Consider the following 19915-nt stretch of genomic DNA (forward strand, 5'->3'; position numbering starts at 1 on the left):
CGGCCCCCGAGTACCGGGCGTACACCTGTCGGCACGGGACAGGGACAGGGCACTGGAGAGACGGGGCAGTGATGCGCACAACTCTTCGTATGAGCAGGGCCGCTGTGGTGTTCGCCGCCATCGGCGCTCTGGCACTTGCCGGCTGCGGCGACAGCGAGGACGACAACAAGACGAAACCGGGCGAGAGCAAGGGCAAGGAGTCGGCGGCGGCCGTCCAACTGCCCAAGCTGAACGGCGAGAAGATACAGGTCGCGGCCGTCTGGACCGGCCCCGAGCAGGAGAACTTCACCAAGGTCCTCAAGGAGTTCGAGAAGCGCACCGGGGCGGCGGTCACCTTCGTCCCCGCACAGGACCCGATCGTCAACTTCCTCGGTACGAAGATCGCGGGCGGCAGTCCCCCGGATGTGGCGCTGCTTCCGCAGGTCGGCGCGCTCCAGCAGGCCGTGGAACGCAAGTGGGCCAAGCCGCTGGGCCCGGAGGCCAAGGCCGAGCTGGCGAAGAACTTCACCCAGGGCTGGCAGGATCTCGGCGCGGTCGGCGGCACGCCGTACGGCGTCTACTTCAAGGCCGCCAGCAAGTCCCTGGTCTGGTACAACGCCAAGGTCTTCGAGAACGCGGGCGCGAGTGAGCCGAAGACGTGGAAGGACTTCCTGAGCACGGCCGAGACGGTCTCCGCCTCCGGTGTCACCCCGGTCTCGGTCGGCGGCGCGGACGGCTGGACGCTCACCGACTGGTTCGAGAACGTCTATCTCTCCCAGGCGGGGCCCGAGAAGTACGACCAGCTGGCCAAGCACGAGATCAAGTGGACGGACCCGTCCGTGAAGACGGCGCTGACCACGCTCGCCGAGCTCTTCGGCAAGCCGAACCTGATCGCCGGCGGCGCGGACGGCGCGCTCCAGACCGAGTTCCCGGCGTCGGTCACGCAGACCTTCACAGGCGGCGACCAGCCCAAGGGCGCGATGGTCTTCGAGGGTGACTTCGTCGCGGTCAACATCGCGCAGACGGAAGCCAAGATCGGTACGGACGCCAAGGTGTTCCCGTTCCCGGCGGTGGGCGCCGAGTCCCCGGTGGTGACCGGCGGCGACGCGGCCGTGGCGCTGAAGGACTCCAAGGGCGCGCAGGCGCTGCTCACCTTCCTCGCCTCACCGGACGCCGCGAAGATCTGGGCCGCGTCGGGCGGGTTCATCTCCCCGAACAAGTCGCTGGACATCTCCGCGTACCCCAATGATGTGCAGCGCGACATCGCCAAGGCGCTGATCGCGGCGGGCGACGACTTCCGCTTCGATATGTCGGACCAGATGCCGCAGTCGTTCGGCGGCACTCCCGGCAAGGGTGAGTGGAAGGCGCTCCAGGACTTCCTGAAGAACCCGAAGGACGTCGCCGGTACCCAGCAGAAGCTGGAAGCGGACGCGGCCAAGGCATACAAGAGCTGACGTGGTGACCTCCGCGGCGACGGCGGGGGGCCCGGCACGTCCGACGCCCCCCGGCAAACGCAAGAGCGTGACAGGCACACGTAAAACCATCGCGGCCGGCTTCCTGCTGCCCGCGCTGGTGCTGCTGGGCGCGCTCGTGGTCTACCCGATCGGGTACTCGCTCTACCGGTCCTTCTTCGACCAGGCAGGCAGCAGCTTCGCCGGACTCGACAACTACAAGGAGATATTCACCGAGGACACCATCCTCACCGCGGTCAAGAACAACGTGATCTGGGTGGTGGTCGCGCCGACCGTCTCGACGGCCCTCGGTCTGATCTTCGCCGTCCTTACCGAACGGGTGCGCTGGGGCACCGCCTTCAAGCTGATCGTCTTCATGCCGATGGCGATCTCGATGCTCGCCGCCGGCATCATCTTCCGGCTGGTGTACGAGCAGGACCCGGACCGCGGTGCCGCCAACGCGGTCTGGGTCGGCGTCCATGACACCTTCGCGGAGTCGGCCGGTTTCCCCAAGGCGCATCCGCTGCCGGTGCATCCGCTGAAGGCAGCCGCGGGCGGGGCCTTCCTCACCAAGGAGCCGGTCACGGCGGGCCGGCAGGTCCAGCTCCCGCTGGTCGGTGTCGCGCCCGACAAGATGCCGTCCGACGCGAAGCCCGCGAAGGCGGCGGAGCCGGACGACGGGAAGATCACCGGCACCGCCTGGCTGGACTTCACCAAGGGCGGCGGCGGCAGGCCCAACTCCATCGACGCCAAGGAGCTCGGCCTCAAGGGCATCACGGTGGAGGCGGTCAAGGACGGCAAGGTGGTGGCCACGGCGAAAGCAGGGGCGGACGGTACGTTCACCCTCCCCACGTCGGCCGACGGCGCCCAACTCCGGCTGCCCGCCGACAATTTCAGGGAGCCGTACAACGGAGTCAACTGGCTCGGCCCCTCGCTCGTCACCCCGGCGATCATCGGCAGTTACGTGTGGATGTGGGCGGGCTTCGCGATGGTGCTGATCGCGGCGGGCCTGGCGAGCGTGCCGCGTGAACTCATGGAGGCGGCACGGGTGGACGGCGCGACCGAGTGGCAGGTCTTCCGCAGGATCACGGTGCCGCTGCTGGCGCCCGTACTCGCGGTCGTCCTGGTCACGCTGATGATCAATGTGCTGAAGATCTTCGACCTGGTCTTCATCATCGCGCCGGGCTCGGCCCAGGACGACGCGAACGTCCTGGCGCTGCAGCTGTACCGCTCGTCGTTCGGCACGGATTCGAATCTGGGTGTGGGCAGCGCGATTTCGGTACTGCTGTTGCTGCTGGTGGTGCCGGTGATGCTGTTCAACATCCGCAGGATGCGAAGGGAGCGCCGCCGATGACCACGACGGACGGTGTGGTGAAGGCGAAGCAGCCGCTCTCCGCACGGATCGCGGCGCGCGCCGGCGGTGGCGTGATGCGGGTGTTGCTCGTCCTGGTGGGCCTGTTCTGGCTGATGCCGACGTTCGGGCTGCTGATCTCGTCGCTGCGGGACTCGACTGACATCAGCGCGAGCGGGTGGTGGAAGGTCTTCACGGCGCCCGCGCAGCTCACGACCGAGAACTACTCGCGACTCCTCGACAACGAGGCGATCACCGACTCGCTCCTGTCGACGGTGCTGATCACCGTCCCGGCGACGGTCCTGGTGGTGGTGATCGGCTCGCTCGCCGGATACGCCTTCGCCTGGATGGACTTCCCCGGCCGCGACTGGTGGTTCATGGTGGTCGTCGGCCTTCTGGTGGTGCCGGTCCAGGTGGCGCTGATCCCGGTCTCGAAGCTGTTCGGCAGGATCGGCATCTTCGAGACGACGATCGGCGTGATCATCTTCCATGTGGCTTTCGGCCTCCCGTTCGCGATCTTCCTGCTGAGGAACTTCTTCGCGGAGATCCCGAGGGAGCTGCTGGAGGCGGCGCGGCTGGACGGAGCGGGCGAGATCCGGCTGTTCACGCGTGTCGTGATGCCCCTGGGCGGCCCGGCGATCGCGTCGCTGGGCATCTTCCAGTTCCTGTGGGTCTGGAACGACATGCTGGTCGCGCTGATCTTCGCGGACTCGGAGAGCGCGCCGATCACGGTGGCGCTCCAGCGCCAGGTCAGGCAGTTCGGCAACAACATCGACGTGCTGGCGCCGGGTGCGTTCGTCTCGATGATCATCCCGCTGGCGGTGTTCTTCGCGTTCCAGCGCCAGTTCGTCACAGGAGTGATGGCGGGAGCGGTCAAGTGACCGTGTGACCAAGTGACGTGCGGGTGAGGCGCGTCGGGACGGCCCGGTAGCGCGTGACCGGGCCGTCCCCTGCTGTTCGCGACCGGGCGGGCGGGGAGCGCGGGCAGGGGGAAGCGGCCCCTCACGCCCGCAGCGCGGCCACCGCCCCCCGCGCCAGTTCGTCCAAGTACCCCTTCGGCAGCCCCGCGCGGACCACCACGAGCCGCCAGTACAGCGGCCCCACGATGAGGTCCAGCGCCCTGTCGGGGTCCGTCGGCTCCGGGAGTTCGCCGCGGGCCACCGCGTCCCGTACCACCAGCGCCGCCACCCCCTGCTGGGGGTCCAGCAGCGCCGTCTTGATCGCGTCGGAGATTTCCGGGTGGCGTGCCGCCTCCACCAGCAGGTCCGGGATGACCTGCGAGGCCACCGGGTGGCGCAGGGCGTGCGACGCCACCTCGAGCAGGGCCCGCACATCCCCGTAGAGCGAACCCGTCGCCGGCGCCGGCAGCCCCTCGGCCGCGAACGCCGAGACCAGGTCGAGCACCAGCGACAGTTTCGACTTCCACCGCCGGTAGACCGCCGTCTTGCCGACGCCCGCCCGCCGCGCGATCCCCTCGATCGACATCCGTGCGAAGCCCACGGCGGCCAGCTCCTCGAAGACGGCCGCGCGAATGGCGTCGGTCACGTCCTCCCGGAGCACCGCGGCTCCCGCGGGAGCGCGACGTGGTGTTCCCGGATCTGTGGTCATGCACAGAGCATAGCGTCACGACGAGACGGTTGCGTTGCGACGTAACTCCGTCCTACTCTTCCCGTAGCGACGATACGGGTCCGTTCCATCGCACCCCATCGCCGGCGCCGTCCCGTCTCCGCCCCCGCGCCTGTCGAAAGCGAGCACTGTGAGACGCAAGCCGACCGCCCGGCCAGAGCCCCGGCCGGAGCCCCGCCCCGAGCCTCACCCAGGGCCTCACGGGCCTCACCCAGGGGCCCGCCCAGAGCTGACCCAACCGGGCCCGGACACCGGGGACGGCACGTCCGAACTCGCCGCACTCGCCGCCCGCCACGGCCTCACCGTCAGCGGCGCCCGCCCCACCCTGCGCGCGTACATCGGCGGGCTCTGGTCCCGCCGCCACTTCATCGTCGCCTTCGCCACCGCCCGGCTGACCGCCCAGTACAGCCAGGCCAAGCTGGGCCAGATCTGGCAGGTCATGACCCCGCTGCTGAACGCGGCGGTCTACTACTTCATCTTCGGCATGCTGCTCGACACCAGCAAGCACGTGCCCGACTTCATCCCGTTCCTCGTCACCGGCGTGTTCATCTGGACCTTCACCGCCAACTCGATCATGGCCGGCACCCGCGCGATCTCCGGCAACATCGGCCTCGTACGCGCCCTGCACTTCCCCCGCGCGAGTCTGCCGATCGCCATCGCGCTCCAGCAGCTCCAGCAGCTGCTCTTCTCCCTCGCCGCGCTGCTCGCCATCCTGGTCTGCTTCGGGCAGCTCCCCCAGGCCGGCTGGCTGCTCGCGGTCCCGGCACTGATCCTGCAGGCCGTGTTCAACACCGGCATTTCGATGATCATGGCGCGGCTGGCCGGCAGGACCCCGGACATCGCCCAGCTGATGCCGTTCATCCTGCGCACCTGGATGTACGTCTCCGGTGTGATGTGGTCGATCGACAAGGTGCTCGGCCACGACAAGGTGCCGCACATCGTCAAGCTGGCGCTGCAGTGCAACCCGGCCGCGGTCTACATCGACCTCATGCGCTTCGCGCTCATCGACAGCTTTACCGCCGCTCAACTCCCCCCGCACGTCTGGGCCGTGGCCCTCTTCTGGGCAGTGCTCTTCGGGGCGGGCGGATTCCTGTACTTCTGGAAGGCAGAGGAGGAGTACGGCCGTGGCTGACTCCAGGGTTCCCACCGTCGTCGTCGACGGTGTCCACATCACGTACAAGGTGCACGGCTCCCGCACCGGCAAGGGCAGCGCCACCACCGCACTCAGCCGGATCGTCTCCCGCAGGGCTGCCCCCGGCATACGCGAGGTGCACGCCGTCAAGGGCGTCAGCTTCGCCGCGTACAAGGGCGAGGCGATCGGCCTGATCGGCTCGAACGGCTCGGGCAAGTCGACCCTGCTCAAGGCCATCGCGGGTCTGCTGCCACCCACCAAGGGCAAGGTCTTCACCGAGGGCCAGCCCTCACTGCTGGGCGTGAACGCCGCGCTGATGGGCGATCTGACCGGCGAGCGCAACGTCATCCTCGGCGGACTCGCGATGGGCATGACCCGCGAGCAGATCCACGAGCGCTACGACGACATCGTCGACTTCTCGGGGATCAACGAAAAGGGCGACTTCATCTCGCTGCCGATGCGCACGTACTCCTCCGGCATGGGCGCCCGGCTGCGCTTCTCGATCGCCGCCGCGAAGAGCCATGACGTACTGCTGATCGACGAGGCGCTCTCCACCGGCGACGCCCGCTTCCAACGACGCAGCCGGGAGCGCATCGACGAGCTGCGCCAGGAGGCCGGCACGGTCTTCCTGGTCAGCCACAGCAACGGAACGATCACCCAGACCTGCGACCGCGCGATCTGGCTGGAGGCAGGGACGCTGCGGATGGACGGTCCCGCCAAGGAGGTCGTCGCGGCCTACGAGGCGGTCACGGGCGGCAGGAAATAGCCTCGACATACGCCAGAAAATGCCCCAAAGCGGGCTAAAGTGCGGCCCGATGACGACTCATCGGATCGCCCGGCCCGCCCCTGGCTCCGCCCAGCCCGCTCCTGACTCCGCCCGGCCCGCCCCTGGCTCTCCGCCCCGCCACGGCTCCGCACAGGCCACCGCCCTCGGCGCCGTCTGGGCGGCCACCCGCATCGCGATGCTGCTCCTGCTCATCGTCGACCGGCTCGGCGACAGCGGAGTCGCCGGCGAGGTGCACACCCTCTACCGGAGCTGGTACGAGCAGCTCAGCCAGGGCGCGTTCCCCCTGGACGACGTCACCTGGCAGTACCCGCCCGGCGCCGCGCTGGTGTTCCTCTCCCCCGGGACGCTGCCCTGGCTCACCTACTTCCAGGCCTTCGTCGCACTCACCCTCCTCGCCGACGCGGTCGTCACCCTCGCGCTCGCCCGCGCGGGAGTGCACGGCGCCTGGATGTGGGTGTGCGGGCTGCCGCTCCTGCTGCACCTCCCCTTCGCGCGGTACGACGTGCTGGTCACCGCCATCGCCGTGGTCGCCCTGCTCGCCATGCGGGGACGGCCGCGCCTCGGCGGGGCGCTCGCCGGGCTCGGCGCGATGATCAAGGTCTGGCCGCTGCTCACCGTGCTCGGCACACCCCGGGGACGTACGACACGCGCCGCCTGGCTCTCGGCGGCCGCCTCCGCCGCCGCGCTGTTCGCCGCCCTCACCCTCGGCTTCACGCACACCCTGGACTTTCTGCGGCAACAGGGCGCCAGGGGCGTCCAGATCGAGTCGCTCGGCGGGACCGCGCTCCAGCTCGCGCGGAAGGCGGGCTGGGCGGGCAAGGTCAGCTACCAGTACGGGGCCTTCGAGTTCACCGGCCCCTATGTGTCGAGCGTGGCGCGGCTCTCGCTGCTGCTGACCGCCGTCGCGCTGGGCTGGCTGCTGCTGTGGCGGGTCAGGGCCAGGTACTGGACCACGGCCACGCCCTTCGACGCCTCGCTCGCCGCCGTACTGATCTTCACCGTCACCAGCCGCGTCATCAGCCCGCAGTACATGGTCTGGCTGCTCGGCCTCGCCGCGGTCTGCCTCACCTCCCGGCACACGACGCAGCGTCCGGTCGCACTCCTGCTGCTGCCGGCAGCCGCGCTGAGCACGCTCGCCTATCCACTGCTCTACCAGGATGTCCTGGACGGCACTCCGCTCGGCGTGCTGCTCATGGTCGTACGGAACGGGCTGCTGGTCACCGCGGCCGCGCTCTCCTGCCGACGGCTGTGGACGGCCACGGCCACGCGGACGTCAGTCGCCGGACGGGCTCCGGTGTTGACGAGCCCGTCCGGCGACTGAGAAGACCCTGAGCGGCCCCGGGGACACCGCTCAGCTGTGCGTACGCAGCAGCTGCCGCATCGTCCGCATCGCGACCGACAGGTTCGCCAGGTCGAAGGCGTCGGAGCCCTGGATCTCCTCCAGAGTCGTGCGCGCCCGTCCCAGCAGCGCCCCGCTCTTCTGCTCCCACGCCTTGAACCGATCCTCGGGCGTCGAGGTGCCGTTCCCCACGGTGAGCACGTCGGCCGTCAGCGCGGCATGCGCCGCGTACAGGTCCTCGCGGATGGAGGCGCGGGCCATCGACTGCCAGCGGTCGGCCCGCGGCAGCTCGATGATCCGGTCCATCAGCTGCGTGATCCGCAGCCGGTCCGCGAGGTCGTAGTACACCTCGGCGACCGCCATCGGCTCCTTTTCGGTCCGGTCCGCGATCGCGACGATGTCGAGCGTCGGGAAGGCGGACGAGAACCCGGCCACCCGCAGCGCCAGCGACTCCGGCACTCCCGCCTCGGTGAGCTCGTCCAGGATGCCCTGGTACCACTCCAGGTCAGCGCCGCGCAGCATCTTCGGCAGCTCCGCCCAGACCTCCTCCACGCGCTCGGCGAAGAAGTCGATGGTCTCGGCGAGCACCAGCGGCTGCGGCCGGTTGCCCAGCAGCCAACGCGTACCGCGCTCGACGAGGCGGCGCGAGTGCAGCCGGATACGGGTCTGGACGTCGGCCGGGACGACATTGTCGAGTGCCTCGACGGCGTCCCACACCACACTCAGTTCGAAGATCTCGCGGGCCGCCGTCTGCGCCCGCACGATCTCCTCGACCGATGCGCCCGTCTCCTCCCGCAGCCGGTGCAGGAAGGTCGAACCACCGGTGTTCACGGTGTCGTTGACCAGCACCGTCGTGACGATCTCGCGGCACAGCGCGTGCCCGTCGATCGCCTCGCCGAACTTCTCGCGCAGCGGCTTGGGGAAGTACGCGTGCAGCAGCCGGCGCAGATACGGGTCGTCCGGCAGAGCCGTCCCGATCAGCTCCTCCGCAAGCGTGATCTTGGTGTACGCGAGCAGGACGGACAGCTCCGGCTGGCTGAGCCCCTTGCCGGCGTTGAGCAGCTCGCGGATCTGACGGTCGTTGGGCAGGAACTCCAGCGCCCGGTCCAGATTCCCGTCCCGCCCCAGCCGCCGCATGAAGCGCTGGTGGGCGTGGAGCAGCGAAGGCGACTGCGTGACGGCGTTGGACAGGGCGACGTTCTGCGCGTAGTTGTTGCGCAGCACCAGCTTGCCGACCTCGTCGGTCATCTCGGCGAGCAGCTTGTTCCGCTGCTTGACGGTCATGTCGCCGTCCGTGACCAGGCCGTTGAGCAGGATCTTGATGTTCACCTCGTGGTCGGAGGTGTCCACGCCCGCGCTGTTGTCGATCGCGTCGGTGTTGATGTGGCCGCCGTTGCGGTCGAACTCGATCCGGCCGAGCTGGGTCAGACCCAGGTTGCCGCCCTCGCCGACGACCTTGACACGCAGGTCCTGGCCGTTGACGCGGATCGCGTCGTTGGCCTTGTCGCCGACGTCGGCGTTGGACTCGGTGGAGGCCTTGACGTACGTACCGATGCCGCCGTTCCACAGCAGGTCGACGGGGGCCTTGAGGATCGTCTGCATCAGCTCGGCGGGCGTCATCTTGAGGATGCCGGGCTCGATGCCGAGGGCCTCGCGCAGCTGCGCGTTGACCGGGATCGACTTGGCAGTACGGAGGTGGATGCCGCCGCCCTGCGACAGCAGCTCCTTGTCGTAGTCGGCCCACGAGCTGCGCGGCAGCTCGAACAGCCGGCGTCGCTCGGCGTACGAGGTGGCCGCGTCCGGATTCGGGTCGATGAAGATGTGCCGGTGGTCGAAGGCCGCGACGAGCCGGATGTGCTCGCTGAGCAGCATGCCGTTGCCGAACACGTCGCCGGACATGTCGCCGACTCCGACGACCGTGAAGTCCTCGGTCTGGGTGTCGATGCCGAGCTCGCGGAAGTGCCGCTTGACGGACTCCCAGGCACCGCGGGCCGTGATGCCCATGCCCTTGTGGTCGTATCCGGCGGAGCCGCCCGATGCGAAGGCGTCCCCGAGCCAGAAGTTGTACGCGACCGCGACCTCGTTGGCGATGTCGGAGAAGGACGCGGTGCCCTTGTCCGCGGCGACGACGAGGTAGGTGTCGTCCTCGTCGTGCCGGACGACGTCGGCCGGCGGGACGACCTCACCCGCCACCATGTTGTCGGTGATGTCGAGCAGGGCCGAGATGAAGATCTTGTAGCAGGCGATGCCCTCGGCGAGCCAGGCGTCACGGTCCACGGACGGGTCCGGGAGCTGCTTGGCGACGAAGCCGCCCTTCGCGCCGACCGGCACGATCACGGTGTTCTTCACCATCTGCGCCTTGACCAGGCCGAGGATCTCCGTACGGAAGTCCTCGCGCCGGTCGGACCAGCGCAGACCGCCGCGCGCGACCTTGCCGAAGCGCAGGTGCACACCTTCGACGCGCGGGGAGTACACCCAGATCTCGTACGCCGGGCGGGGTGCCGGCAGATCGGGGATGGCCTGCGGGTCGAACTTCATCGACACATAGCCGTGCTGCTCACCGCCGACCGCTTCCTGCCCCCTCATACCGCTTCCATCGCCGGCGCTCTGGAAGTAATTGGTCCGCAGCGTCGCCTTGATGACGGTGAGGAAGGAGCGCAGGATCCGGTCCTCGTCCAGGCTCGCGACCTGGTCGAGCGCGCCGTCCAGCTCCTCGAGGAGACCGTCGGTCAGCTCGGTGCCCGCCCGCTGGCGAGCCGGCGACATCCTGGCCTCGAAGAGGGAGATCAGCAGGCGGGTGGTGTGGACGTTGGTACGGAGGGTGTCCTCCATGTAGTCCTGGCTGAAGGTCGAACCGGCCTGGCGCAGGTACTTGGCATAGGCGCGCAGCACCATCGCCTGCCGCCAGCTCAGCCCGGCGCCGAGGACGAGGGAGTTGAAGCCGTCGTTCTCGGCCTCGCCCTTCCAGACCGCGGAGAACGCGTCCTGGAAGCGCTCGCGGGCGTCGTCGGCGAGATAGTCGCCGTTGCCCGTGGCGTGCGGCAGGCGCAGCCCGAAGTCGTAGATCCACGCGGTCGTACGGTCCGAGCAGCGCAGCTCGTACGGCCGCTCGTCGACGACCTCGCAGCCGAGCCGCTGCAGCACCGGCAGGACGGCGGACAGCGAGACCTGCTCGCCCCCGCGGTAGATCTTGAAGCGGCGCTCGCCGGGGCCCGCGCCGACCGGCTCGTACAGGGAGAGCGCGAAGTCCTTGCCCGAGCGGGTCAGCTGATCGATGTGGACGAGGTCGGCGACGGCCGCGCGCGGCGAGTGGTCGGCCTTGTAACCCTCGGGGAAGGCGTTGCCGTAACGGCGCAGCAGCTCGGCGGCGCGCTCCTCGCCGCACTCGGCGTTGAGCGCCTCGCCGAAGCCGTCGGCCCAGGAGCGGGCGGCCTCCACGAGCCGGGCCTCGATGCGGTCCTTGTCGGCGTCGGTGAGGTCGGGGAGCTCGGTGCCGGGCTGGACGCGGATGACGAAGTGCAGCCTGGACAGCACCGATTCGGTGTGCAGGGCCGTGAAGTCGACCGGCGTACGGCCGTTCAGCTCCTCCAGCAGGATGTCGGTCAGGCGCAGCCGTACATCGGTGGTGAAGCGGTCGCGCGGCAGGTAGACGAGGGCGGAGTAGTAACGGCCGTACTCGTCCTGGCGCAGGTACAGCCGCAGCCGACGGCGCTCCTGGAGGTAGAGGACGGACGTGACGATGGAACGCAGCTGGTCGACCGGGGTCTGGAACAGCTCGTCGCGCGGGTAGGTCTCCAGGATCTGCAGCAGGTCGCGGCCGTCGTGGCTGGTGGGCGCGAAGCCCGCGCCCTCGAGCACCTCCTGGACCTTGCGGCGGATGACCGGGACGCGGCGCACGGACTCGGTGTACGCGGCGGAGGAGAACAGGCCCAGGAAGCGGCGCTCACCGATGACGTTGCCCGCGGCGTCGAACTTCTTCACCCCGATGTAGTCGAGGTAGGAGGGCCGGTGCACGGTCGAGCGGCTGTTGGCCTTCGTCAGCACGAGCAGCTTGTGCTCGCGTGCCTTGGCACGGGCGTCGGCGGGCAGTCTGCTGAAGGAGGGGCTGACCGGGTGCGACTCGTCCTCGCTGTGCGGGGGGTCCGAGCGCAGAATGCCGAGCCCGGTGCCGGCGACGGCGGCCAGCGCGTCGTTCTCGGTGAGCTCGTACTCGCGGTAGCCGAGGAAGGTGAAGTGGTCGTCGGCGAGCCAGCGCAGCAGCTCCCGCGCCTCGTCGACCTCCTGGTCGCGCAGATCGTCGGCGGTCGGCTCGCTGGGCAGCTCTTCGGCGATGCGCAGCGCGGCGTCGCGCATCTTCTCCCAGTCCTCGACGGTCTCACGTACGTCGGACAGGACCCGCAGCAGATCGGTGGTCATCTGCTTCAGATCGGCCCGGTCGGTCTCGCGGTCGACCTCGACATGGATCCAGGACTCGACGAGAGCGTCGTGCGCAAGCGCCTTGCCGTTGCTCTCGGAGGGCAGCACCTCGATGAGCTTGCCCGTCAGATCCCGCCGCACCATGACCTGCGGGTGGATCACGACATGGATGCCACGGCCCTGGCGGGAGAGCTCATTGGTGACCGAGTCGACGAGGAAGGGCATGTCGTCGGTGACGACCTCGACGACGGAGTGACTGCAGGTCCACCCGTTCTCTTCCACGGTCGGGGTGTGGACCCGCACATTGGCCGTCCCCTGGGGGCGGTTCTCGGCCAGCCTGTAGTGGGAAACGGCCGCGCCGAAAACGTCGACCGGGTCGCGGTCGGCGAGGTCCTCGGGAGCGGTGTGCAGGTAGTAGCGCTGGAGGTACGTGAGCAGAGCGCCCTGGTCCGGACGCTCCCCTCGTTCGGACCCAGTCGGAAGGTGCCCCCCGAGCGGGCTGTTCTCAGCTACCCGGGCAGCCCGTTCGAGCAGCTCGGCCTTGGCTTCGTCCAGCTTGGTCTGCATGTCCTCTGGCTCCTGTCGCGCGCCGTTGCGTGACGTAGGGGGAAGAAAGCGGCGCGACGCAACGACGCGGGGTGTCCGGTCGCAGTCGACGTTATGCCGCGGTGAGAGACGTCCGAGCCGTTATCGGCCAAGTGAGGCAACCGGCTCGGAACGGGGAGAGCAACGATCACCCGGGCGCTGTGGCACTCCGGGCGCAGGCCGGGGGCTTCGCTGCCCCCGCGGCGTATCGCGCTGATCACGGGTCAAGGCTATCGCCCCGCCCCCCCGACCCGTCATGAGCCGTATGTGTACAAAAGAGGGGCCCGAAGTTTGACAGTCTGGACAGTGACACAGGCCCTCTTGGCAAACAGCCCCTCGCGGTGCACGTTGACGGTGACGACACGGACACCGTCGACAGCCCCAAATCCGGGAGTACCGTCGACAGCCCGACACCGGGAGCAGCCATGACAGCGAAGATCCTGATCGTCACCGGCGACGCAGCCGAGTCCCTCGAAGTCCTCTACCCGTACCAGCGGCTGCTGGAAGAAGGGTACGAGGTCCATATCGCGGCCCCCGCCCGCAAGAAGCTGCAGTTCGTCGTGCACGACTTCGAGCCGGGCTTCGACACCTACACCGAGAAGCCGGGCTACACCTGGCCCGCGGACCTGGCCTTCTCGGAGGTCGATCCCGGACAGTACGCCGCACTGGTGATCCCGGGCGGCCGCGCCCCGGAGTATCTGCGCAACGACCCCGAGCTCCGCAAGCTCCTGAAGTCCTTCTTCGACGCCGACAAGCCCGTCGCCCAGATCTGCCACGGGCCGCTGCTGACGGCGGCGATGGGCAGCCTGGAGGGCCGCAGGGTCACCGCGTACCCGGCTCTGGAGCTGGACATGCAGGCGGCGGGAGCGAGCTTCCAGGACGTGGAAGTGGTCGTGGACGGCACGCTGGTCTCCTCGCGCGCCTGGCCCGACCACTCCGCGTGGATGCGGGAGTTCCTGAAGGTCCTGCGGGCGAAGGCACCGGTGACCTAGGGTCTTCCGTCTGGATCAGGCCGGATGCGTGAGCGGCCCGCGCGGAGCGGCTGATGTCATTGCGGTGCGTGCGATCGCAAGGCGGAGGAGGTCGGCATGGCGGAGCCATGCCGACCGACGACAACGCGGCGAGCCGGCGGGGTGCCCGCTCAGGCAGCCGGCTGCCGTCTCGGCAGCGGCGCTACCCGCTCAGGCGACCAGCCGCACGGCCTCCTCCACGGCTTCGGCGAGGCTGTCCACCACGGGCACGCCCACCGCCTCCAGGCTGGCCCTGCTGTGCGAACCGCCCGTGTAGAGCACGGCCCTCGCGCCGACGTGCGCCGCCGCCACGGCGTCGTCGACCGCGTCACCGATCACCACCGTGCGGTCCGGGGCGACCCCGACCAGGGCCGCGAGGTGGCGCTCCATGTGCAGGGCCTTTGTGCCGCCGGAGGGTCCGGTGCGCCCGTCGACGCGTATGAAGTGGCTCTCGATGCCGTACCCCCGTACGACCGGGACCAGCTGCTCGTGCCCGAACATGCTCAGCAGCGACTGGCTGCGGCCGGCCAGCCGCCACTCGCTCAGCAGGTCCTCGACGCCCTCGGTCAGCCCGCAGCCGATGCGGTGCTCGCTGTAGTGCCGGTGGAAGGCCTCGTCCATGACCTCCCACTCGGCGTCCGACGGCAGCCGGCCCATCAGCCGCTCGTAGAACCGGGGAATCGGTACGCAGTACAGCTCGCGGTACCGCTCGAGCGTGATCGGCTCCAGGCCGATCTCCTCGAAGGCGGCGTTGGTCGCCCCGATGACCGCGTTGATGTCGTCGAGCAGTGTGCCGTTCCAGTCCCAGACCAGATGCGTGCTGTGCTTCCCCATGCGAAAACCGTACCGGGCGGGTCCGACAACCGGCCGCCGGATCGGAGATCACGCAGGTCAGGCGGCCGGTGGCCAGTGGGTCGCCGGGGGCCCAGTGGGTCAGGGTCGCCGAGGTCAGGCGATGAGGTTCGGGATCTCCTGCACCCCGTACCAGAGCAGCTCGTGGTCCTCCGCGCCGTCCACCGTGAACTGGGCGTCGTCGTCACCCTGGTCAGCCGCCCCCAGCGCGTCCGCCGCCGCCGACACATCGTCCACCGCGTCGTCGGCGTCCACATGCACCGCCGCCGCCTTGGCCAGCGGCACCGCGGACGCGATCCGCACCTCGCCGAGCGCGCTCGCCACGAGCACCCGGTCGGGATCGGCGACCGCGTCCTGGTCCGGTACGTCGACGGCGACGACGACCCGGCGCCTGGCCGCTGCCGGATCACCCGCGAGCAGCCGCAGCGAGGCGGCAGCGGCACGGCTCAGCGCGGCGTACTCGAGCTCCTCGATGTCGTCGGAGACGTACCACTCACGCAGTCCCGGGGTGACGGCATAGGCGACGAGCGGACCCGGGCCCAGTTTGCCCGCCTTGTGCGCCTCTGCGAGACCGGGAGGGGTCAGGGGGACGTAGACGCGCATGGCTGGCCGCTTTCGTAGTCGGAAGACGCCCTCAGGATACGTGCGACGTCCCCCTTCGGGGTGCCGCTCCTGGGCTCGCGCACCGTCACTCGGGATACCCCGCGCCCCGGCCCGCCACGGCCCGAGGCCGCCCTTCGTCACCCTGATAGGTGAACTGCTCCTCGACCCCGGCCGGCGCCCGCACACATTGCGGCCGCGCGCCCCGCCCCCGTAGAAGATCACCAGTGAAGTTACCGCCCGGTATCGAATCCGGGCCCGGCATATCGGGGGCGATCTGCATGGACAGGACCCGGCCCGCGGGACGGCGCGATCAGCGCAGGCCCGCCGTCGTGGCGGCAGCGGCGATGGCACGCGCACGGCGGCAGCACCAGCCGCACTACTGGTTCGCCGACCGTCTGCTCGCGGTGCTCAGCGGACAGCGTCCGGTGCACTGGATGCTCGGGCACACCATCGGTGAGGCGTACGAGCAGCTGGTGTGCCTCGCTCCGGGGGCGCCGCTGCGACCGGCGGAGCGGGTGACTCCGGTTGTGCGGCACTGCGGCGAGTACCACCCGGGCCCCGGCGTGATCGAGGCCTTCGCCCGCATCGGCTCGGGCGACCGGGTCAGCGCGATGGCTTTCCGCCTGGAACAGGGCGCGGACCAGCGCTGGCGCTGCGCGGCGGTCGAGCTGGGCGGTGAGCGCGTCGCCGCGCACGCGGCCGGGTAGCGGCCGCCGGCAGGCAGGGCAGGCGTCATGCTGCGCGCACCCGAAGCACGTCGGCCTCCGGCACATGGGCACGACGCCCCAGGCCCCTGCGCCCTGCGCAGGGGCCGGGCACGCCGGGGCCGCGCGCCCCGGGCCCTACGCGGCAGTGCCGGGCACCCCGGGACCGCACACCCCGGGAGCTGCCGCCGGCCATGGGGCGGGGGCAGGCCCAGCGGCCACCCGCGCCCGGCTCAGCCGTCGTCCGCACCCTGCTGACCCGACTGCCCGGTCGGCCCCCGACGGGCCGCCTGAACAAGGCCCAGGACGCCGTGAGCGGCAAAACGGCCGGGGCCGGACACCGCATTCGGTGTCCGGCCCCGGCCGGTACGCATCAACAGGCGCGCTACTTCTTGCGGCGGCGCCCGCCGCCCTTCTGCGCCTTGCGACGCTCGGCACGCGTCATGCCGTCCGAGTCCGACCGGGCAGGACCGCCGTCACTGTCGAAGTCGCCCTCGACGACACCGCCCTCGCCGTCCACCGTGGGAGCGGAGAAGTGCAGCCGGTCCGGGCGCTGCGGGGCGTCGAGCCCCTTCGCTCGGATCTCCGGACGGGAGGCGCCGGCCGGAACCGCGTCCTTCTTGGCGAGCGACGGGCGCTCCGCCGCGTCCTGCACCGGGACCTCCTCGACCTGCTGCTCGACCTGGACCTCCAGGTTGAACAGATAGCCGACGGACTCCTCCTTGATGCCCTCCATCATGGCGGTGAACATGTCGAAGCCCTCGCGCTGGTACTCGACCAGCGGGTCCTTCTGGGCCATCGCGCGCAGGCCGATGCCCTCCTGCAGGTAGTCCATCTCGTAGAGGTGCTCGCGCCACTTGCGGTCCAGTACGGACAGCACCACGCGCCGCTCGAGCTCGCGCATGATGTCCGAGCCGAGCTGCTTCTCGCGCTCGTCGTACTGCTCGTGGATGTCGTCCTTGATGGACTCCCCAATGAACTCGGCGGTGATCCCGGCGCGGTCGCCGGCCGCCTCCTCCAGCTCCTCGACGGTGGCCTTCACCGGGTAGAGCTGCTTGAACGCGCCCCACAGCCGGTCCAGGTCCCACTCCTCGGCGAAGCCCTCGACCGTCTCCGCCTGGATGTAGGCGTCGATGGTGTCGTCCATGAAGTGACGCACCTGCTCGTGCAGGTCCTCGCCCTCCAGGACGCGGCGGCGCTCGCCGTAGATGACCTCGCGCTGCCGGTTGAGGACCTCGTCGTACTTCAGGACGTTCTTACGCGTCTCGAAGTTCTGCTGCTCGACCTGCGACTGGGCCGACGCGATCGCGCGCGTCACCATCTTGTTCTCGATCGGGACGTCGTCCGGCACGTTCGCCATGGACATCACGCGCTCGACCATCTGCGCCTTGAACAGACGCATCAGGTCGTCACCCAGGGACAGGTAGAAACGGGACTCGCCCGGGTCACCCTGACGGCCACTACGACCGCGCAGCTGGTTGTCGATACGGCGCGACTCGTGCCGCTCGGTGCCCAGCACATAGAGCCCGCCGAGGTCGGTGACCTCGTCGTGCTCCGCGCGGACGGCCTGCTCGGCCCGCTCCAGCGCGGCGGGCAGGGCCGCGGCCCACTCCTCGACGTGCTCGACGGGGTCCAGGCCGCGCTGGCGCAGCTCCGCCTCGGCGAGATCGTCGGGGTTGCCGCCGAGCTTGATGTCCGTACCGCGGCCGGCCATGTTCGTGGCGACGGTGACGGCGCCCTTGCGGCCGGCCTGGGCGACGATCGTCGCCTCCCGGTCGTGCTGCTTGGCGTTGAGGACCTCGTGCTGCACACCGCGCTTGTTGAGCTGCTGCGAGAGGTACTCGGACTTCTCGACCGAGGTGGTGCCGACCAGGATCGGCTGGCCCTTCTCGTGCTTCTCCGCGATGTCGTCGACGACCGCCGCGAACTTGGCGACCTCGGTCCGGTAGATCAGGTCGGACTGGTCCTTGCGGACCATCGGCATGTTCGTCGGGATCGGTACGACGCCCAGCTTGTAGATCTGGTGGAACTCGGCGGCCTCGGTCATGGCCGTACCGGTCATGCCGGAGAGCTTGCCGTAGAGGCGGAAGAAGTTCTGCAGGGTGATCGTGGCGAGGGTCTGGTTCTCGTCCTTGATGTCCACCCCTTCCTTCGCCTCGATGGCCTGGTGCATGCCCTCGTTGTAGCGGCGGCCGGCGAGGATACGGCCGGTGTGCTCGTCGACGATCATGACTTCGCCGTCGATGACGACGTAGTCCTTGTCCTTCTTGAACAGTTCCTTGGCCTTGATGCCGTTGTTCAGGTAGCCGACGAGGGGGGTGTTCACCGACTCGTAGAGGTTGTCGATGCCCAGCCAGTCCTCGACCTTCGCGACACCCGGCTCATGGATGGCGACGGTCCGCTTCTTCTCGTCGACCTCGTAGTCGCCGGTCTCCTCGATGCCCTTGAGCTGGTTGCCCGCCTCGCCCCTGGACAGGCGCGTGACCAGCTTGGCGAAGTCGCCGTACCACTTGGTGGCCTGGTCGGCGGGGCCGGAGATGATCAGCGGCGTACGGGCCTCGTCGACGAGGATCGAGTCGACCTCGTCGACGATCGCGTAGTTGTGGCCGCGCTGGACGAGCTCGTCCTTGGACCACGCCATGTTGTCGCGGAGGTAGTCGAAGCCGAACTCATTGTTCGTTCCGTACGTAATGTCGCAGTTGTACATCTCGCGGCGCTGGGCGGGCGTCATGTTGGCGAGGATGCAGCCGACGTCCAGGCCAAGGAACTTGTGGACCCGGCCCATCATCTCGGAGTCGCGCTCGGCCAGATAGTCGTTGACCGTGATCAGGTGGACGCCCTTGCCCGAGAGCGCGTTGAGATAGGCGGGGAGGGTGCCGACGAGGGTCTTGCCCTCACCGGTCTTCATCTCGGCGACGTATCCCATGTGCAGCGCGGCGCCGCCCATCATCTGTACGTCGTAGTGGCGCTGGCCGAGGACGCGCTTGGCGGCCTCGCGGACGGTCGCGAACGCCTCGGGGAGCAGGTCGTCCAGACTTTCGCCGTCTGCGTGGCGCTCCTTGTACTCGTCCGTGAGCGCCCGCAACTCGGCGTCGGAGAGGTTGACGAAGTCCTCTTCGATGGAGTTGACCTGGTCCGCGATGCGGTGCAGTTTGCGCAGGATCTTGCCTTCGCCTGCACGCATGAGCTTGTTGAAGACGGACACTGAGGTTGGTCTCCTTGCCGATCGGGCCTGGCACTGGGTCGTGTTATGGACACTGGCGCGGGCACGGCAGGTGGGCCCCACCGCAACGGCCATCGTAAGCGAGGACCCCGCCGGGTCGGGAGGTCCACCGCCAGACCGCCGTCGCCCAGGCCTGCTGACACCCGAAAAGAGAACGCGCGGAACGCGCGGAAGGTGCCGGGGAGGTACGAAAAGTGCTCGCATCCGCCCGCGGTCCTGACCAGAATCCGGACATGGAGCCCATCACTCTCACCACCGAGCGCCTGCTGCTGCGCCCCTTCACCACCGATGACACGGAGGCGGTCCACCAGGCCTGCCAGGATCCCCACATCCAGCGGTGGACGACGGTCCCGTCCCCGTACGAGCGGCAGCACGCGTCCGAGTTCACCGGGCAGATGGTTCCGGACGGCTGGCGCACCGGCACGATGTGCACCTTCGCGGTGCTGCCGCGCGAGGGCGGCTCGCTGCTGGCCTCGGTCGCGGTGACCCTGCGCACCTTCTCGGGCACCTGGGAGATCGGCTTCTGGACGGGCAAGGAGCACCGGGGGCGCGGCATCATGGCGGAGAGCGTGGGGGCTGTGTCGCACTGGGCCTTCAGCAGGCTGGGCGCGACCCGGCTGGAGTGGCGCGCGGAGGTCGGCAACGCGGGCTCGCGGGCCGTCGCGGAGAAGGCGGGCTTCGTGGTCGAGGGGACGCTGCGCGCGGCCCTGCTGAACAAGGACGTCCTCAGGGACGCCTGGGTCGGCGCCCTGCTCCCGTCCGACCTGGGGCTGCCTAGCGCGCAGTCGTATCTCCCGGCCCGGAGCTGAGCCGCCCCGGGGACCGGGCCCTGGGCCCACAGGCGGGGCCCCTCCGGC

Annotated in this window: 14 protein-coding genes; 9 read left to right on the top strand and 5 right to left on the bottom strand. The window is 69.4% G+C overall.

Annotated features, from left to right (window positions below; translation table 11 throughout):
- The first annotated feature begins 71 nt into the window (after window positions 1-71).
- The 3 genes from SLUN_RS15290 to SLUN_RS15300 are packed head-to-tail and all read left to right on the top strand — an operon-like array spanning window position 72 to window position 3662.
- On the top strand, window positions 72-1433 hold the full coding sequence (locus SLUN_RS15290; RefSeq protein WP_108154761.1) for an ABC transporter substrate-binding protein: 1362 nt from the start codon (window positions 72-74) through the stop codon (window positions 1431-1433).
- A gap of 1 nt (window position 1434) precedes the next feature.
- Window positions 1435-2784, top strand: coding sequence for a carbohydrate ABC transporter permease (locus SLUN_RS15295; RefSeq protein ID WP_108149014.1), 1350 nt, complete (start codon window positions 1435-1437; stop codon window positions 2782-2784).
- Window positions 2781-3662: a carbohydrate ABC transporter permease gene (locus SLUN_RS15300; RefSeq protein ID WP_108149015.1), complete on the top strand. Its 882-nt coding sequence runs from the start codon at window positions 2781-2783 to the stop codon at window positions 3660-3662. The genes SLUN_RS15295 and SLUN_RS15300 overlap by 4 nt, the downstream gene beginning before the upstream one ends.
- 121 nt (window positions 3663-3783) lie before the next feature.
- Here SLUN_RS15300 and SLUN_RS15305 read toward each other — a convergent pair whose 3' ends face one another.
- Window positions 3784-4389 (bottom strand): TetR/AcrR family transcriptional regulator, encoded by a 606-nt coding sequence (locus SLUN_RS15305; protein WP_108149016.1) that lies wholly within the window; start codon window positions 4387-4389, stop codon window positions 3784-3786.
- A 247-nt stretch (window positions 4390-4636) separates the two neighbouring features.
- Here SLUN_RS15305 and SLUN_RS15310 point away from each other — a divergent pair, with 247 nt between their 5' ends.
- The 3 genes from SLUN_RS15310 to SLUN_RS15320 are packed head-to-tail and all read left to right on the top strand — an operon-like array spanning window position 4637 to window position 7647.
- Window positions 4637-5539: an ABC transporter permease gene (locus SLUN_RS15310; RefSeq protein ID WP_108154762.1), complete on the top strand. Its 903-nt coding sequence runs from the start codon at window positions 4637-4639 to the stop codon at window positions 5537-5539.
- Window positions 5532-6305, top strand: coding sequence for an ABC transporter ATP-binding protein (locus SLUN_RS15315; protein ID WP_108149017.1), 774 nt, complete (start codon window positions 5532-5534; stop codon window positions 6303-6305). The genes SLUN_RS15310 and SLUN_RS15315 overlap by 8 nt, the downstream gene beginning before the upstream one ends.
- Before the next feature lie 49 nt (window positions 6306-6354).
- Window positions 6355-7647, top strand: a complete 1293-nt coding sequence (locus tag SLUN_RS15320) for a glycosyltransferase 87 family protein (protein ID WP_254710135.1) — start codon at window positions 6355-6357, stop codon at window positions 7645-7647.
- 30 nt (window positions 7648-7677) lie between these two features.
- Here SLUN_RS15320 and SLUN_RS15325 read toward each other — a convergent pair whose 3' ends face one another.
- Window positions 7678-12648 carry an NAD-glutamate dehydrogenase gene (locus SLUN_RS15325; protein WP_108149019.1) on the bottom strand — a complete coding sequence of 1657 codons (4971 nt, stop codon included), beginning with the start codon at window positions 12646-12648 and terminating at the stop codon, window positions 7678-7680.
- A 443-nt stretch (window positions 12649-13091) separates the two neighbouring features.
- Here SLUN_RS15325 and SLUN_RS15330 point away from each other — a divergent pair, with 443 nt between their 5' ends.
- Window positions 13092-13658, top strand: a complete 567-nt coding sequence (locus tag SLUN_RS15330) for a DJ-1/PfpI family protein (protein WP_108149020.1) — start codon at window positions 13092-13094, stop codon at window positions 13656-13658.
- Between the two features lie 189 nt (window positions 13659-13847).
- Here the strand turns inward: SLUN_RS15330 and SLUN_RS15335 are convergent, their stop codons facing one another.
- Entirely contained in the window at window positions 13848-14510 is a 663-nt protein-coding gene (locus SLUN_RS15335) for an HAD family hydrolase (protein ID WP_108149021.1), read from the bottom strand.
- 114 nt (window positions 14511-14624) lie between these two features.
- Complete coding sequence (locus SLUN_RS15340) at window positions 14625-15131, bottom strand: DUF6912 family protein (RefSeq protein ID WP_108149022.1); 507 nt, start codon at window positions 15129-15131, stop codon at window positions 14625-14627.
- A gap of 278 nt (window positions 15132-15409) precedes the next feature.
- On the opposite strand from SLUN_RS15340, the gene SLUN_RS15345 reads away from it, so the two are divergent.
- Window positions 15410-15838 carry an Rv3235 family protein gene (locus SLUN_RS15345; RefSeq protein ID WP_175257022.1) on the top strand — a complete coding sequence of 143 codons (429 nt, stop codon included), beginning with the start codon at window positions 15410-15412 and terminating at the stop codon, window positions 15836-15838.
- 382 nt (window positions 15839-16220) lie between these two features.
- On the opposite strand, the gene secA is transcribed toward SLUN_RS15345, so the two are convergent.
- Window positions 16221-19040, bottom strand: coding sequence for a preprotein translocase subunit SecA (gene secA / locus SLUN_RS15350; RefSeq protein WP_108149024.1), 2820 nt, complete (start codon window positions 19038-19040; stop codon window positions 16221-16223).
- A 251-nt stretch (window positions 19041-19291) separates the two neighbouring features.
- On the opposite strand from secA, the gene SLUN_RS15355 reads away from it, so the two are divergent.
- Window positions 19292-19867 (top strand): GNAT family N-acetyltransferase, encoded by a 576-nt coding sequence (locus SLUN_RS15355; protein WP_108154763.1) that lies wholly within the window; start codon window positions 19292-19294, stop codon window positions 19865-19867.
- Window positions 19868-19915: the final 48 nt, after the last annotated feature.

This window comes from Streptomyces lunaelactis, assembly GCF_003054555.1.
Lineage (GTDB): Bacteria > Actinomycetota > Actinomycetes > Streptomycetales > Streptomycetaceae > Streptomyces > Streptomyces lunaelactis.

Bases quoted from the DNA above. Each gene is read 5' to 3' on its own strand.
- SLUN_RS15290 (WP_108154761.1), top strand. From the start codon at position 72: ATGCGCACAACTCTTCGTATGAGCAGGGCCGCTGTGGTGTTCGCCGCC.
- SLUN_RS15340 (WP_108149022.1), bottom strand. From the start codon at position 15,131: ATGCGCGTCTACGTCCCCCTGACCCCTCCCGGTCTCGCAGAGGCGCAC.
- SLUN_RS15335 (WP_108149021.1), bottom strand. From the start codon at position 14,510: ATGGGGAAGCACAGCACGCATCTGGTCTGGGACTGGAACGGCACACTG.
- SLUN_RS15355 (WP_108154763.1), top strand. From the start codon at position 19,292: ATGGAGCCCATCACTCTCACCACCGAGCGCCTGCTGCTGCGCCCCTTC.
- SLUN_RS15320 (WP_254710135.1), top strand. From the start codon at position 6,355: ATGACGACTCATCGGATCGCCCGGCCCGCCCCTGGCTCCGCCCAGCCC.
- SLUN_RS15305 (WP_108149016.1), bottom strand. From the start codon at position 4,389: ATGACCACAGATCCGGGAACACCACGTCGCGCTCCCGCGGGAGCCGCG.
- SLUN_RS15325 (WP_108149019.1), bottom strand. From the start codon at position 12,648: ATGCAGACCAAGCTGGACGAAGCCAAGGCCGAGCTGCTCGAACGGGCT.
- SLUN_RS15300 (WP_108149015.1), top strand. From the start codon at position 2,781: ATGACCACGACGGACGGTGTGGTGAAGGCGAAGCAGCCGCTCTCCGCA.
- SLUN_RS15330 (WP_108149020.1), top strand. From the start codon at position 13,092: ATGACAGCGAAGATCCTGATCGTCACCGGCGACGCAGCCGAGTCCCTC.
- SLUN_RS15345 (WP_175257022.1), top strand. From the start codon at position 15,410: ATGGACAGGACCCGGCCCGCGGGACGGCGCGATCAGCGCAGGCCCGCC.